Here is a 12,956-nt window from a genome sequence, read left to right as displayed (position 1 = left end):
CGTCGGCAGATCAAGACTGACAATCACGAGGTGTTTTTCCTGAATAAGTTGTTTAAGTTTCTGCCAGCCCGCTTCATCCAGACGTGAAAGGCGGTCAACCTGCTCAATAAGAATAATGTCACCCGGTACATGCGCGAAAAGATGAAATTAGCCGAATTTCTAGAGCATCCCTATGACCCGGATATCCAGAGTCAGCTCAGGGCAAACGGGTCTAAATTGATCAACATGATTAACGGAGTGCATGCGGTACAGAGGAATAGGATGGGTCGCTGTTTGTGATTTATACTTCGCATCCTGTCAATGATAACCGTAGAAACTGCCATGCAAACCACCACTATCAGCAATGCCTTTGGACACCTTACTGATCCACGTGTTAACCGAACTAAACAGTATGCCCTCATCGATATTCTGACCATTTCGATTTGTGCCGTAATCTGTGGTTGTGAAGGCTTTAATGCGATTGAAGAGTACGGTAAATCCAAAGAAGACTGGTTTCGGCAATTTCTGGATCTTCCCAATGGCATCCCCAGCCATGATACCTTTAACGATGTGATAAACCGGCTTGATCCCCAAGAATTTGAGCACGCTTTTACCCCATGGGTGGAGAGCTTAGCCAAAATCTCTGGTGATATTATCGCGTTGGATGGCAAAACGCGGCGGGGAACGCTCGACAAAGCCAATGGAGCGCCGGCTCCCCATCTGGTCAACGCCTGGTCAGTCGCGAATCAACTCTGCTTTGGTCAGGTGAAAGTCTCGGATAAATCGAACGAAATCACCGCGATCCCCAAGTTGCTGGCCTTGCTGGATATTGAAGGGGCGACCATCACGATTGACGCGATGGGCTGCCAGTACAAAATCGCTGACCAGATTGTCGGGAACAGAGCCGATTATGTGCTGGCATTAAAAGGCAATCAGGGCGGGTTTCACGACGATATCAAACGCTTTTTGGATACCCAGTTAGCGACAGGTTTTTCAGGCATTTCTCACGCTAAAACCCAGAAAAAGCCAACTACACTATCTTGGCAATTTCTCCACTGTAGTTGCCACCGCCTATAACAATCACCTGGCCACTAGCGGTAATATGTTCAACAACTGCTTTTGCGATAGCTTCGGCTAAGTCGTTCATTCTGCCGTGTTCATTGGCTGCAAACCCAGATGAAGTCAAATTGACTTCAATCATTTCTTTCAGTTGACTGCTATTTAAAGTCATTATTTACCTGCCGTGACTCGCAATGAAAAATCGGTGTGTGGTCTGCCAGTAAAGGAGCAAAGGCACTCGGCTGTGACCACTCCTGCTCCTTTGTTTAGGTGAATACTTGTTGCATCTATATAAGCAGAACCACTCACATTAATACGCCAGAATCCACCGACTTTCTCAGTTAAGTTATTGCCTGAGTTATTTATGATATTACCGGTTGAATGATTTTCCATATCTCCGGTTGTCGAGTGATGGCTATCACCTTCAACATGCAAAATTGAGTTACCCCTGGCATCAAATTCAAATGCAGTACCTGTTGGCATATGGGTAACGCGATAAACACCGTCTTTTTCTATCTCAAACATCATGCCATGCAGAATATACACCTTGCTTTCGTGATAACCTTGTTGTGCCGGTTGAGGCTCTTTATGACTGCGTTTGTGTTGATAACGTCCGTCACCAGCAAAGGCCTCTGCCGGAAGATTAGGGATGCCATCTGGATTATGATGAACTGAACCGGTGATCCTTGGACGACGAGTGTCTTTTCTGCCGTGAGTGTAATAAGGGAAATCTATCCAAACTAAGTCGCCCACTTGCACTGGGGTAAAGTCACCTTCGCTTACTCTGGCTCCAATGGGGAGCTTATAAGTCGCCCACGGTAATTTTTCATCTGACACATCATCAAATACACCAAAAACACGTACCTGTACGCGCATTTGTTTTTCTGGATCTTGTACATTAACTACCACAGCTTCTAGCTCTGGTCGCTGAAGGAGTAAATCGGCTGGGTTATCCATTTGATACCTTTTTTGTATTTAGTAGATACTTACTTAATTCTTATTAAATATCTATTTACTACTTATCTAGTATGCCTTTAATACGAGCATACAACTTTTTGTTTTTGTAGCTATGTGCAACAAGTCCAATAACTACAAGAGTTGGCAGGCTTTCGTCTATTGGACGTTCTAAATCAGAACGATTCCATACCACTTCAATGACATCACCAGCCCTTAACCCACCATTACCGAACATATAAACATCAAGTACAGGAATGGGGATTTTACTCAGGTTATCGAGCACAAATTTACTCGTTACGCCAGAATGTTCGATTGGTGTATTGGTGTGCTTACCTGAATAAACCATACCTTTTTTATCATCCCAACCGACAAAGCGACGCTGAGTTAAATCCCTAATCAAAGAGCTGTCATTCGGCAAAGCGTATTGAGCAATTTGGTATTTTTCACGGGTATCGTTGTAGTGATAAGTAAACGTTGACTTCATGGTTTGAAGTTCAGCCAGAGTGCGAAATACGAGCGTACCTCGACGAATAAACACAAGCGCGCCCAGCTCTTTTGCCATTTGACGGATTAACCGTGATGGGCGTTGCGCCGGTAGTAAATGAAAATCCAGCCGAATGGGAAATGTTCCAACATCTATTGGTAGGTTTGGCACTAATTGACGAAGCACTTTGCTGACTGGTTCTCTGACAAAACAGCGAGCAATCAGCGATGGTTGTTTAAGAGCATACAGCGTTTGCAGAAGTAGGTTAAAAGTGATGGTATCGCCTTGATTGACTGGCATAGTCATGACTACCCACTCCGTTTCCCAATTCAATATATCGAGGTTCACCGGATCAGAAAGTACAATAGTGAATATTTCTTGTTCGGTAATGGCGAGGTCGTCTCTGAGGTACTTTTCTTTATCATCATACTCAATAATGAGTTTTGGCCCGTCTAATGTCGTCGTTTCTATGAAGGTAGCTTCTTTTAGAAACGATAGATCCAGCTCTTCTCCGTTGAATATAATCGACTGAACCAGCTGGTGTTGATGGCGGCTCATGAAAATACCTCTTCAAGTGGTCTGAAAGCTATTGTCCAATGAATCGGATTAACATGATTTACCCCTTTACCATACAAAATAGGGGCATTTACGCTGTGTTCTACCTCAACGGCATAGAGCCGGCCATCTGCGTAGTTATGGCTCAGGTTATTCGCTTCGATAGTTTGTGAGTCTTCTATCGTAATTGGTAGCTTGATGTCTTCACCGAACAGCGAGTAAGTGACATAAAAACGATGGCCTCCAACACGTCGGCGAGCGATATACATGTGCCAGGCAAGCAACAAACGTTCTACAGATGCCTTATCGCTACCCATAAAGACAATGCGATAGGTCAGCTCCAGATAACTGATACTGATATTGGTTTTCTTCAGTAATGCATCATCCCAGCCAGTCGCGTTCTCTATAAACTGGGCATACTCAGCTGATGCACTGCGAAAACCTATCGGTCGATAGTAGTTGATTAAAGGCAATCGAGCCGCATTGAATTTACGTAAACCGTCATTGCCTTGTGGCTTCTGAAACTGGCGAATAGCCTGAATAAAGGATTTGGGAGAATCGTAGTCACCACGAAAGACTTGTTGCCTAGAGTCACGCTGTAAGAACGATTTAATATGGTGTGGACAGCTTTCCTGATCCAACACGGCTAATGCATCAACAATATGGCTGCCAAAGGCTACATCGATGGGATAGAAATCAGTAATATCGTTCTTTTCTGTTATCTCAGTCATGGTCGTTACCCGATAAAAAAGGGATAGCAATAACGCTACCCCTTTTCTGAACTGAGATCGCCAACAGGGAAATGTTAAATGGATGGCATTGTAGGCCAAACAATACTATCTGGATCCGCATACGTCTGCGGAATATCGCGTAATAACTGGCGATATTTAACGAATTCTGTCATTTTTTCAGCACTCAGTGGTGAATCTGGCACTTGAGTCCAGTCTGTATTAGTAATTAGGCGATCTCGCTTATTTTTGATATCCATCCATTTTATTTCGAGGATAGTATTGGTATCAACAATCGAAACGTCTCCAAATTTCTTATGGTATTCTTCTAGTGTTTTACTTCCATCATTTAAGCTATAGTGAACACCATTTTTAACAAAAACTACACTTTCCATATTTAGACCCCATCTTCGATGAAGATATTCTTAATTTCTTCCCATGACGATGGGAAGTTTTTTTCTTTTATCGTATCAACAAATTTAAAATCTAATGCCATATAGCTGGCTGCTTTTACCTCAACCGAAGCGCTGTTATGTGAAGAATTTTGTACAGCAATGAGAACTGGAGCATCATTTTCATTTGCTCTATCAATAAAAAATTTTACCCGTGGATTACCACGCTTCAATATCATTCCCACCTGACCAGTGTAACCTGCGTGAGCTTGAGATAAACTAAGAAATGATAATGAACCAACATTATTACCACCGTGCAGCGCGATATGAACCCAAGGATTTAATGTTGTTAACTTATTCTTAATTCTGTATAGCTGGACTACATGCCAATTCTCTGTGTTTTGAACAAGAAATGCTTCTGGAAATCCAGAGTAATACTCTTGTATATATGAAGCACTAGATTTCCAATTTTCTAAATTTCTAATAGAGTTATCTACTTTGTTGTCAATATCATTAATCTTTGTTTCTACAGCATGATTGAGATCTCTGGTGCTTTCTATTACTTCTCGCAAAGGGTCGCTCATAATACCTTCTCATAATTCTTGTATGCAATAGCAATGATGATTGTTATTCAACCATCTATTTAAAATAAAAAACAGCACCCATAGTATCTATACTGGTAATTCTGGTTTTTCAGGCCATACCACATCAGATAAAAAATGATATTCATTTGTTATATTTCTTAATTTTTGTCTATATACTCTATATGGAGTAATATCTATCTGCTGATCTAACGCAGCATTAACCAAGCGATCTGCTTCAGCCAAAAGAGATTCTCTATGAAAACGGATTTTATTTAACTCTATCTCTAACCAATGATCAGAAATTATTTTATTTGCTTCACTTTCTGATAAACCAAGTTCTAGAAGAACATTTTTATCTGCTGGAATATTAATCAGAACTTCATCATTAACTAGTAACTTCGGGATCATATAAGTACCTATCTTTTATTGTAGTATAAGAAACTCAAGCTAACCCACTGACAACATCCGAATTGGATGAATATGCCATATATGAAATTCCATGATTGTTATTTTCATCTCCTGCTTCTGCATTTGCTAATGCAACTGTTCTGGCCACCCACTTAACATTTGTATTCTCATAGGGATGCGTAGCAATGACATCACCATCATTAAGCAATCGGAAACTGATAGGAGAATTAGAATATATTTCATACATCAAGTTCCCCCCTCGCAACATAAAAGATGAGTATTGTCTGGCTAAATAGCCAATTTCGTTACGATTATAACTCGTATCAGGTCCAGCAGGATCACCTTTAACAGCCTCGCACCATGCCAGAAACCCTACTTTAGCAACACATTGACGATAACGTTGAACATTCACAATTGTTCTTAAATAATTGGCATCACCATGCCACGGATCAGCCTGCCCTCGCAAAATAACCAACGCAGAAGCGACATGTGTTGCATCAAAATCACTGGGATCTTCTTTTTCTTTACTGTTCCACCCAAAAGAGCGATGTATTTGAATAACTGTTTCATCACCTGAATTCATTCTAAAAAAAACAGGGTAAAAGGTATCCTTGTCGCCTTTAACGGTTAATGTCGTTAGATAACGACCTTGACCGCTAATATCAATGGCTTTGGTGGTATTTTTCCACTGATTAAGACTATTAACACTACTATCTAATGTTGAGTTAATCTGTGATATTTGCTTTTCTACGGTTTTATTCAAGCGGCGATTACTTTCTATCAATGCCTGAAATTGTGAATCACTCATGACAACCTCTCATCGTTTTTCTACACATTAGTTTTTCCATTTATTCGATCCGCTGATTCATTGTTTTGCTTCGTGATGGCAACAAATACTTTCAGCATATTCTGCTTAAACTGTTCAAATTCGAGCTTGGTGAGCGCCAGTCTGAGCTTCTTCTTTCGCCGTGATCAATTGAGCTTCAGTTGCCAGTTCTCCATAACGCTTAGGAACAATCGTCATCACTTAGCTCTGTGTAGAGGTCAATGAAACCAGCACTGAAACTGGCGTAACGCTGGCATCATGCGGTTGTGGCCGGAAATGAACACCTTTAGATTTCAATGCAATGGTGAAACCAACCGCGAGTTTTTTAGTGATGTGCGCTTCCACCTATTGATTACCTTCTACAATTGCTGTCGCCATGTAGTCAGTTTCCTGTGCGTAACTGCCTAATCCTTCCTGAATCGTCAAAAAATCATAAGTACCGGACGTGCTGGAAATAGTGATGTTTTTCTCTTTGAGCTTACGCATAGAACTAACCATATTGACGGTTTCCTGCATTTGCTGGAGTACATCTGTGTCAGTCTTACTCAGTTGTGCCAATGCTTCATTGATAGTTGCAACTTTAGCGGCAATATCTGAATCCGTTGCATAAGTGGCATCAAGAGCCGCAATTTTGTCCTGACTATTCTTGATGGCACCGGAAAGCGTTGTCAGATTAGTCATTACTACCGACAGACGTTGGTTTATCGCCGTTGCCATGTCGGTATTCTGTTGCTTATTATCAGTGCGGATTGTGGCTAACTCAACATTGATCGAGTCACGCAGGGCAACCATTTTGTTGTTGACTTCGACAACTTGTTGACTGTGTTCGGTTCCCAGTTGGCCCAATATGAGCGACACAGAATTAGCGAATGAAGTCAGCTTGGCATTAACATCATCGCGCAGTGTTTTGGCTGTGCGGTTTAGAGATTCATCGTTAACCTCATTGGCAGTCGATACAAGCGAGAAGTCAACAGCCTGTGGCGCTGAAACAGCAGGAATAGTGACCTTATTCTGGATCGGCTGGGTCACAATATTGCCGGGGGACGGTGCTTTGACCGCTGAACCATCCACGCCAGTCACTGGCGTCAATTTAATCTCGACGGGTGCATTAGGATCGATACCACTCACTCACTTTTCCCTTAAAACACATCAAAAATATCAGCAATGGAACCCACTTTATCTTGTAGAGCCGCCGCCTGTTTATTCAAATTCTTTTCGTTGACTTCATCCTGTTCATTCACCATTGGCACCGGCTTACGCAAAGCGGCAATTTTATCTTTGCTTGCCATCTGAGAGAGTTTGTTAACTACACTAGTTAAACTTGGCTCTGGATGTGGATTAGGCAAGAATGCAATCGGTTCACCGGCTTCTGGTTTGAACTTATCAGGTAAGAAATCACTACCGACATCAAACGGCATAAGGTGATACTTAAATCCGCCTGCACCGTTCTTACCGATAGGCTCGGCCTTGATGATGTACAGTAAACGAACTTGTACCGTTTCATCGCTGGTCAGCTCTTCAATCCACAGCACACTCTGTTCTGGTACGTTCAGTTCTTTGATCAGCATCTGGAAGATTTCTTCACCTTCATCTGTACCATCACCAAATGCCATCATCTGAATAGAGCTGCTATCATTGGGCAATTCTATGGCTCGTGTAATGGTCGGGCTACTATAAGAAAATGTTTCCTCTCTCGATTCCAGATTTCCGACAACATCATCTTGACTAAGATGCTCTAACGCATTGAGATTGGCTTTAAACAACAGGCAGTCAAAGGCATTAGGGTTAATATCCAGTGTTTTTTGCAGATCGCCGTAAATTTGTTGAAACACATGGCGGCGGTCGATAGGTGTAATTCTACTCATTACAGTTCCTTGGCTAGCTTCTGTGCTTCAGTGAGTGGCAGCTTGTTCAACTTGGCGAACACTTTCACCGCGTTTTCTTTGTCTGCGCCATACATCTTGGCGCGATCTAACTCAGTACGTAGCATGGCCTTGAGCTGATCACGATCGGCGTTTTGTGCTTTCTTCTGGTTTTTCTCTATGGCGGATTTTGCCTTGACTTTACTGACTGAAGCTTGTGCTTGCTGTTTACTTAACTGCTTACGCAATTCTGCGACTTCTTTTTCCAGCTTCTTGATGTACTTAGGGTCTTTAACCTGACGTTTAAATACGCGCTTCGCCTGTTTCATCTTCTGAATAACCTGCATAGCAGCGGCTTTATCCACATCACGAGGACGAGCGCGCTCCAATTCTTCGCGGTCTTCTTTGGTTAAGAAAGTATCGCTATTGTCACCGGCAAAGCCTTCTTTTTCTGCTTGGGATTGAAGTTGTTTAGATAATTGAGCCTGTACTGTTGGTGATTTCAGTGCGGCTAATGCCTTGAGTTGGTGTTTACAACAACACCCGGTCAGTTGTGGGTTTCGGATCTTAGGGAAATCTTTTTCATAGGGAGCAATAGCAAAATTTCCAGCGGTAGCAACATAGCGATACCAATACTGGTATCGTCCGCACTGGCAGTCGATAGACACATAACCCAACAAGATTCGTTTGATAGCTGCAGCCCAGCTTCGTTGCGTCTGGGTTAACTCTTCCATCCAGTTCTCAAGGCGAATGCGCACCTGATAATTGTCTTCACCATGTTTTCCTGAAGCGCTCACATTAAAGTGCAGTAAGTCGCCACGGATTTTATAAAATCTGGCAGTCTTGATTTCAGTATTGGCACGGTGCACATCGATTTTACGTGAAGCCACGATAAGCTGATCCAACGGAGCACCACGAGTACGACTCCACTTCTTAGTTGTTGCTTTACGGGCCTTATCAAAAGCGCGTATATCATCAATGGTGAATGGAGCACCGTCCTGCTTCGAACCCAACAAAACAGAGTGATAAACAGGAAGTTCACCAGCACGTATTGCTTCACGAATTGCTGAGGGTGACAATGTCCGCCTTGCGTACTGGCGTACTGATTTTTGCTTGCGTCGGCGCTCGTTAAATTCTTTGTCCTGATCGTGGAGTGAATTTGTCATGTTCCCTCTTGCTCAAACTGGCAATAATAACGAATACGTGTTCTCACCCACAAAATCGTTGGGAGTTTTATCAAACTTCCTGCCCCCAGATTTTCTCGCATATCATCAAGCCCGGCACATACAGCAACAACTTTCTTCAGGCTGGTCGTTCCGTAATAACGCAGAGAAATAAGCTCAGGCATCCTTATTTCATCAAGAGATACCTCCCACTCTACCCATTCAAATAACCCGTCACGCAATTCCTTATAAAATCGTGCTCGAATCAATTCATCCTGAATATTGAGGGGACTAAGGCGCGAAATTTGAGTCATAGTGTGGCCACGTCTTTGTTAATAATGACGCTGTGGAACGTAGAGTAGGCGGATTCGTCTTCCTCTGCGTTAATGCCTGAAAGGAATGAATCGAGATAACTCTCATTCATTTGGTTAAATTCACACGCAGACAGCACACACAATAATATGGCTCGCTGATAACCAGAGAACTTGCTGTGGTCGATTTCGTAGCAATACCGCCCACGGTCATCAGGCATCACGTTAACCATCTGTTCACGGATCCAATGGCGTTCTAAGCCCTCATTCAGAACTAAACAGCCTTGTTGGTTACCGTCCGAAATTCCGCCTATACGGATTAGGTTAAAATAATGGTCAAAGGCGATATTCATGTAGCCCCGCCGTTCGGTTGGATCTGCATCTTCCAGCAATATTTTGTGTGCGTATTCACTGAAATCATCACCACGTTCTTCAACTAACATATGGAATCCGTCTTCGTGCTTTTTCTTCAGCTCCTTTTTTAGCCGTTGCTTCCACATCCCAAACGGACCCGTGATTTTTTCCAGCTTCACAACCACCAAAAGGTCATTATCAAACACCGCTGTAGCTTGAACCTGTTCACGCCCTAACAAAGAGACACAAAATATCTTCTTCTGAGTACTCATCGTTTCGTCTCATGTTGTAAATCTGGCCATGATGAAGGTTGTAGAAAAATACCGCAGCAACAGGAAAATATTGCGATCTTTATAATTGCTTTGATTTTCGTTATATCTTGTTATGTCAATTATACGAGTGAAGGACATAATTTATCCTTGATATGACTGACTTTTCTAATTGCTTTAAAAGCCTTTTGTAAATTAAAGGGGAGAAATGGAAATTGGACTACTAGAAGGAGGATTTGAACAAAAAACTACAGTTTCACCATTTATATGGTATCCGAACAGTAAATTCTTTCGGAGCTGATAATGCTTGGCGATTATTATGAATCCAATTACGGTAACAAAAGTTGACACAAAAAGATATTTCGGTTACTATTGTTACCGTTAGTTGGCTGTTTTAGCCAACCTTGTTCTTTAACAAAGTGAGACTTAACTTGAAAGGAGTGTTGTTTATCGCGTATCACAAAAACAAAGAAATTAACGCTGCAATTGCATATGCCTTGACCCAAGGTTGGATCTACATCAAACGTAAAGGGAAAGGTCATGCTGTGGGGATTTTACGCTGTGGTAATGAAGATAAATGCCACCAAAAATCAGTTTGGGGGACACCTGATAGCCCCCAAGACCATGCAAAGGACATTACCTCATTAGTAGATAAATGCAAATAATACCGAGGCCGTCAATCGGCGGCCTTTTTCTCTAAGTCTCACACATTCCTTATAGGAAAGTAATTTATGAAAAAATACAGTTTCGATATTGTGGTAGGCGGAAAGAGAATCACTACCGACGATGATTTGTTTGATATATCTGATGCTTTGTATGAAGCAGGATGCAGCGATGCTCACCCAGCAGCATACAATGGTACATTATATGTTAATTTTACACGTAACAGAGAAAGTTACGCCAATGCAGTCCTGTCCGCTATTACTAACATTGAGTCTGTTTCAGGGTTAATGTGTCTGTCTGTCGATATTGGTGATGTCGTCAGCTTAAGTGATGCGGCTGAATTGGCTGGCACTACCAAAGCGGCATTATCCCGATACAGTAAGGGAAGCAGAGGAGCAGGTGATTTCCCGACGCCTCTTTTGCGTGTAGATAGTAGTCGTCCGTTATGGTCCTGGACTGATGTTGCTGAGTGGCTCGCCAAAAACAAGATCATCGACAATGAGTTGGTAGAGCAAGCCCGTATTACTGGCTCTATTAACACAGCACTATCCATCCGAAACACGAATTCAATGGATGTTGTATTTCAATTTATGAACGCATTAAACAATAACAATCTAAAGGCCGTCACCGCATAGTGAACAAAAAGCCTTGAAAATGATAAGTCTCACTATTTTGGTCATCTTAATGATGGCCTTTTTTCTCATTATCAGAAACAAAACGCATGTTACGTAACATACAGATCAATTCCAATTAAAAAACTTCCTGAAGGAACTCCTATCCATTTCGTTTATTGCGATTTTCGTTTATTTCGATTAAGCTTAATGTGAACATTAACACATTAGGTATATATATGAGCAATTCAACCCTAGTCGGCTTGAGCCTTCCGGCAAAGCATGAGATCGAAATCGCGATGCGCAGTCAGCGAGAACTGGCCGCATTTCTTTCCACCACATTAGAAACGCAACAAATCAGCATTAAAGGTACAGATGACACATTTCACCAAATTGAACTACCTACCTCAGCATTAACCATGCTGATGGACATACTGGGCGAGTTAGCAGCAGGTAATGCCGTGCAAATTGTACCAGTGCACGCTGAACTTACGACACAAGAAGCGGCAAACATAATGAATGTGTCCCGCCCTCATATGGTGAAATTATTGGAAGAAGGCCAATTACCTCACCATAAAACGGGTAGACATCGCCGAGTGTTATTTTCCGACTTGATGGAATACAAAAAGAAACGTGATGCTGATAGTTTAGCTGCTATGCAAGAACTTGCAGATCAGGCACAAAAACTTGGACTAGGTTATTAAAGGATGAAACATTCTCCTTATCCTGTGGTACTTGATGCATGTGTCCTGTACCCAGCAAGATTACGTGATTTGTTGATGCATTTAGGTCTGGCTGGTTTGTACCAACCTAAATGGTCGGACACTATTCAGAACGAATGGAAAAGAAATTTACTGAAACAACGCTCTGATATAGCACCTGAAATATTGGAACGCACAACAGCACTAATGAATAAAGCATTGCCAGATGCCAATGTTACGGGTTTTGAGTCATTGATTGAAGGGCTAAAACTACCTGATAAAGACGATCGCCATATACTGGCTACTGCCATACGTGCAAACGCAGAAGTCATAGTCACTATGAATCTGAAAGACTTTCCGGCCGATATTTTAGATGAATTTGGTATTGAAGCACTTCACCCAGACGAATTTATTTCAGACCTTTTGGATTTAAACCACGCCATTACGCTGGAAGCTGTCAGGCAGCAACGTGTTGCACTAAAAAACCCACCGATGTCCACAAGTGAATTTTTAGGTATGTTGTTAAAACAAGGATTGCCTATGACAGTCAAAGCCCTTGATGCTTACAAATTTATTATCTAGTTTTACCAGTTGATCCGTTGCTTATGAGGAAAGCTAATTGGTATCGGAGGTAACAATCTTCGTATCATTGCGTACATCAAATTTGAAACTCAGAACGTGTTTATAAAACACATAGTGACCCACAAAAAGTATGACCGGCTCACTGATCACTACCGAAGAAATCCAGAATGATGGCTGTAAATAATTATGAGAACTATGAGGTAGCGTTAAGTGCTACCGAAACCTTGATAAATGCCATTCCCTTGTTGGGCGGAAGCAATAGACGCGATGACTATGAACAAGCGCTTGAGATAGTAGAGCGGCTGATCGATACCGATGATGAAAACCCTCTTATCGATCTAGGGGTCCGCTTGGAAAACGGAAAATATCCTACGCTAAGCCTGTTTTTTGTACAGATTGATATCAACTGATCGTAACGGACGGTATTTTCCAGCTCCTAACTTAAGATTATTACGCCAGATGTAATCT

General features: G+C 42.0%; 21 protein-coding genes and 1 pseudogene. 7 read left to right on the top strand and 15 right to left on the bottom strand.

Annotated features, from left to right (window positions below; translation table 11 throughout):
• Positions 1-117, bottom strand: a pseudogene (locus C5469_RS23850) (recombinase family protein); the annotation flags it as partial.
• Between the two features lie 183 nt (positions 118-300).
• On the opposite strand from C5469_RS23850, the gene C5469_RS21340 reads away from it, so the two are divergent.
• Complete coding sequence (locus C5469_RS21340; RefSeq protein ID WP_242689551.1) at positions 301-1,056, top strand: ISAs1 family transposase; 756 nt, start codon at positions 301-303, stop codon at positions 1,054-1,056.
• Here the strand turns inward: C5469_RS21340 and C5469_RS21335 are convergent.
• The 14 genes from C5469_RS21335 to C5469_RS21270 form a co-directional block, all read right to left on the bottom strand.
• Positions 1,010-1,210 carry a hypothetical protein gene (locus C5469_RS21335; protein ID WP_166310555.1) on the bottom strand — a complete coding sequence of 67 codons (201 nt, stop codon included), beginning with the start codon at positions 1,208-1,210 and terminating at the stop codon, positions 1,010-1,012. The genes C5469_RS21340 and C5469_RS21335 overlap by 47 nt on opposite strands.
• Positions 1,210-1,995, bottom strand: coding sequence for a phage baseplate assembly protein V (locus tag C5469_RS21330; RefSeq protein WP_166310554.1), 786 nt, complete (start codon positions 1,993-1,995; stop codon positions 1,210-1,212). Before C5469_RS21330 ends, C5469_RS21335 begins: the two co-directional genes overlap by 1 nt.
• A gap of 58 nt (positions 1,996-2,053) precedes the next feature.
• On the bottom strand, positions 2,054-3,037 hold the full coding sequence (locus C5469_RS21325) for a hypothetical protein (protein ID WP_166310553.1): 984 nt from the start codon (positions 3,035-3,037) through the stop codon (positions 2,054-2,056).
• Positions 3,034-3,765, bottom strand: a complete 732-nt coding sequence (locus C5469_RS21320) for a hypothetical protein (RefSeq protein WP_166310552.1) — start codon at positions 3,763-3,765, stop codon at positions 3,034-3,036. Before C5469_RS21320 ends, C5469_RS21325 begins: the two co-directional genes overlap by 4 nt.
• Positions 3,766-3,839: 74 nt before the next feature.
• A complete protein-coding gene (locus C5469_RS23320; protein WP_207629285.1) occupies positions 3,840-4,157 on the bottom strand; it encodes a tail fiber assembly protein in 318 nt (105 codons plus the stop codon).
• A gap of 2 nt (positions 4,158-4,159) precedes the next feature.
• The gene (locus tag C5469_RS21310; protein WP_166310551.1) at positions 4,160-4,738 is read right to left on the bottom strand and encodes a hypothetical protein; all 579 of its coding nucleotides are present in this window, start codon (positions 4,736-4,738) and stop codon (positions 4,160-4,162) included.
• Between the two features lie 87 nt (positions 4,739-4,825).
• Entirely contained in the window at positions 4,826-5,146 is a 321-nt protein-coding gene (locus C5469_RS21305) for a phage tail assembly chaperone (RefSeq protein ID WP_166310550.1), read from the bottom strand.
• A 34-nt stretch (positions 5,147-5,180) separates the two neighbouring features.
• Positions 5,181-5,954: a hypothetical protein gene (locus C5469_RS21300; protein WP_166310549.1), complete on the bottom strand. Its 774-nt coding sequence runs from the start codon at positions 5,952-5,954 to the stop codon at positions 5,181-5,183.
• Between the two features lie 219 nt (positions 5,955-6,173).
• Entirely contained in the window at positions 6,174-6,317 is a 144-nt protein-coding gene (locus C5469_RS23315; RefSeq protein ID WP_207629277.1) for a hypothetical protein, read from the bottom strand.
• Complete coding sequence (locus C5469_RS21290) at positions 6,318-7,100, bottom strand: hypothetical protein (protein WP_207629276.1); 783 nt, start codon at positions 7,098-7,100, stop codon at positions 6,318-6,320.
• A gap of 11 nt (positions 7,101-7,111) precedes the next feature.
• Positions 7,112-7,837 (bottom strand): hypothetical protein, encoded by a 726-nt coding sequence (locus C5469_RS21285; RefSeq protein WP_166310548.1) that lies wholly within the window; start codon positions 7,835-7,837, stop codon positions 7,112-7,114.
• On the bottom strand, positions 7,837-9,000 hold the full coding sequence (locus C5469_RS21280) for a hypothetical protein (protein WP_166310547.1): 1,164 nt from the start codon (positions 8,998-9,000) through the stop codon (positions 7,837-7,839). The genes C5469_RS21285 and C5469_RS21280 overlap by 1 nt, the downstream gene beginning before the upstream one ends.
• Complete coding sequence (locus C5469_RS21275; protein WP_166310546.1) at positions 8,997-9,311, bottom strand: hypothetical protein; 315 nt, start codon at positions 9,309-9,311, stop codon at positions 8,997-8,999. The genes C5469_RS21280 and C5469_RS21275 overlap by 4 nt, the downstream gene beginning before the upstream one ends.
• Positions 9,308-9,934 carry a hypothetical protein gene (locus C5469_RS21270; RefSeq protein ID WP_166310545.1) on the bottom strand — a complete coding sequence of 209 codons (627 nt, stop codon included), beginning with the start codon at positions 9,932-9,934 and terminating at the stop codon, positions 9,308-9,310. The genes C5469_RS21275 and C5469_RS21270 overlap by 4 nt, the downstream gene beginning before the upstream one ends.
• 428 nt (positions 9,935-10,362) lie before the next feature.
• Between C5469_RS21270 and C5469_RS21265 the strand changes: the two genes are divergently transcribed.
• The 6 genes from C5469_RS21265 (at position 10,363) to C5469_RS23310 (ending at position 12,898) form a co-directional block, all read left to right on the top strand.
• Positions 10,363-10,596, top strand: a complete 234-nt coding sequence (locus C5469_RS21265; protein WP_242689550.1) for a hypothetical protein — start codon at positions 10,363-10,365, stop codon at positions 10,594-10,596.
• Between the two features lie 66 nt (positions 10,597-10,662).
• Complete coding sequence (locus C5469_RS21260; protein WP_166310544.1) at positions 10,663-11,229, top strand: DNA-binding protein; 567 nt, start codon at positions 10,663-10,665, stop codon at positions 11,227-11,229.
• A gap of 215 nt (positions 11,230-11,444) precedes the next feature.
• Positions 11,445-11,909 carry a helix-turn-helix domain-containing protein gene (locus C5469_RS21255; protein WP_166310543.1) on the top strand — a complete coding sequence of 155 codons (465 nt, stop codon included), beginning with the start codon at positions 11,445-11,447 and terminating at the stop codon, positions 11,907-11,909.
• Positions 11,910-11,912: 3 nt separating this feature from the next.
• Entirely contained in the window at positions 11,913-12,488 is a 576-nt protein-coding gene (locus C5469_RS21250) for a PIN domain-containing protein (RefSeq protein WP_166310542.1), read from the top strand.
• 36 nt (positions 12,489-12,524) lie between these two features.
• Positions 12,525-12,659, top strand: coding sequence for a type II toxin-antitoxin system HigB family toxin (locus tag C5469_RS24145; protein ID WP_166310556.1), 135 nt, complete (start codon positions 12,525-12,527; stop codon positions 12,657-12,659).
• A complete protein-coding gene (locus C5469_RS23310) occupies positions 12,656-12,898 on the top strand; it encodes a hypothetical protein (RefSeq protein WP_207629274.1) in 243 nt (80 codons plus the stop codon). Before C5469_RS24145 ends, C5469_RS23310 begins: the two co-directional genes overlap by 4 nt.
• The last annotated feature ends 58 nt before the right edge of the window (positions 12,899-12,956 follow it).

Source organism: Photorhabdus cinerea (assembly GCF_011189575.1).
GTDB lineage: Bacteria > Pseudomonadota > Gammaproteobacteria > Enterobacterales > Enterobacteriaceae > Photorhabdus > Photorhabdus cinerea.
The sequence above is the reverse complement of the archived record's forward strand: the minus strand, read 5'-3'. Positions and strand labels throughout refer to the sequence as shown.

Excerpts from the sequence above, each read along its gene's own strand:
- C5469_RS21310 (WP_166310551.1), bottom strand. The coding sequence starts at position 4,738 with ATGAGCGACCCTTTGCGAGAAGTAATAGAAAGCACCAGAGATCTCAAT.
- C5469_RS21335 (WP_166310555.1), bottom strand. The coding sequence starts at position 1,210 with ATGACTTTAAATAGCAGTCAACTGAAAGAAATGATTGAAGTCAATTTG.
- C5469_RS21250 (WP_166310542.1), top strand. The coding sequence starts at position 11,913 with ATGAAACATTCTCCTTATCCTGTGGTACTTGATGCATGTGTCCTGTAC.
- C5469_RS21260 (WP_166310544.1), top strand. The coding sequence starts at position 10,663 with ATGAAAAAATACAGTTTCGATATTGTGGTAGGCGGAAAGAGAATCACT.
- C5469_RS21270 (WP_166310545.1), bottom strand. The coding sequence starts at position 9,934 with ATGAGTACTCAGAAGAAGATATTTTGTGTCTCTTTGTTAGGGCGTGAA.
- C5469_RS23310 (WP_207629274.1), top strand. The coding sequence starts at position 12,656 with ATGATGGCTGTAAATAATTATGAGAACTATGAGGTAGCGTTAAGTGCT.
- C5469_RS21275 (WP_166310546.1), bottom strand. The coding sequence starts at position 9,311 with ATGACTCAAATTTCGCGCCTTAGTCCCCTCAATATTCAGGATGAATTG.
- C5469_RS21305 (WP_166310550.1), bottom strand. The coding sequence starts at position 5,146 with ATGATCCCGAAGTTACTAGTTAATGATGAAGTTCTGATTAATATTCCA.
- C5469_RS21320 (WP_166310552.1), bottom strand. The coding sequence starts at position 3,765 with ATGACTGAGATAACAGAAAAGAACGATATTACTGATTTCTATCCCATC.
- C5469_RS21340 (WP_242689551.1), top strand. The coding sequence starts at position 301 with ATGATAACCGTAGAAACTGCCATGCAAACCACCACTATCAGCAATGCC.
- C5469_RS21300 (WP_166310549.1), bottom strand. The coding sequence starts at position 5,954 with ATGAGTGATTCACAATTTCAGGCATTGATAGAAAGTAATCGCCGCTTG.
- C5469_RS23320 (WP_207629285.1), bottom strand. The coding sequence starts at position 4,157 with ATGGAAAGTGTAGTTTTTGTTAAAAATGGTGTTCACTATAGCTTAAAT.
- C5469_RS21285 (WP_166310548.1), bottom strand. The coding sequence starts at position 7,837 with ATGAGTAGAATTACACCTATCGACCGCCGCCATGTGTTTCAACAAATT.
- C5469_RS21255 (WP_166310543.1), top strand. The coding sequence starts at position 11,445 with ATGAGCAATTCAACCCTAGTCGGCTTGAGCCTTCCGGCAAAGCATGAG.
- C5469_RS21280 (WP_166310547.1), bottom strand. The coding sequence starts at position 9,000 with ATGACAAATTCACTCCACGATCAGGACAAAGAATTTAACGAGCGCCGA.
- C5469_RS21330 (WP_166310554.1), bottom strand. The coding sequence starts at position 1,995 with ATGGATAACCCAGCCGATTTACTCCTTCAGCGACCAGAGCTAGAAGCT.
- C5469_RS21325 (WP_166310553.1), bottom strand. The coding sequence starts at position 3,037 with ATGAGCCGCCATCAACACCAGCTGGTTCAGTCGATTATATTCAACGGA.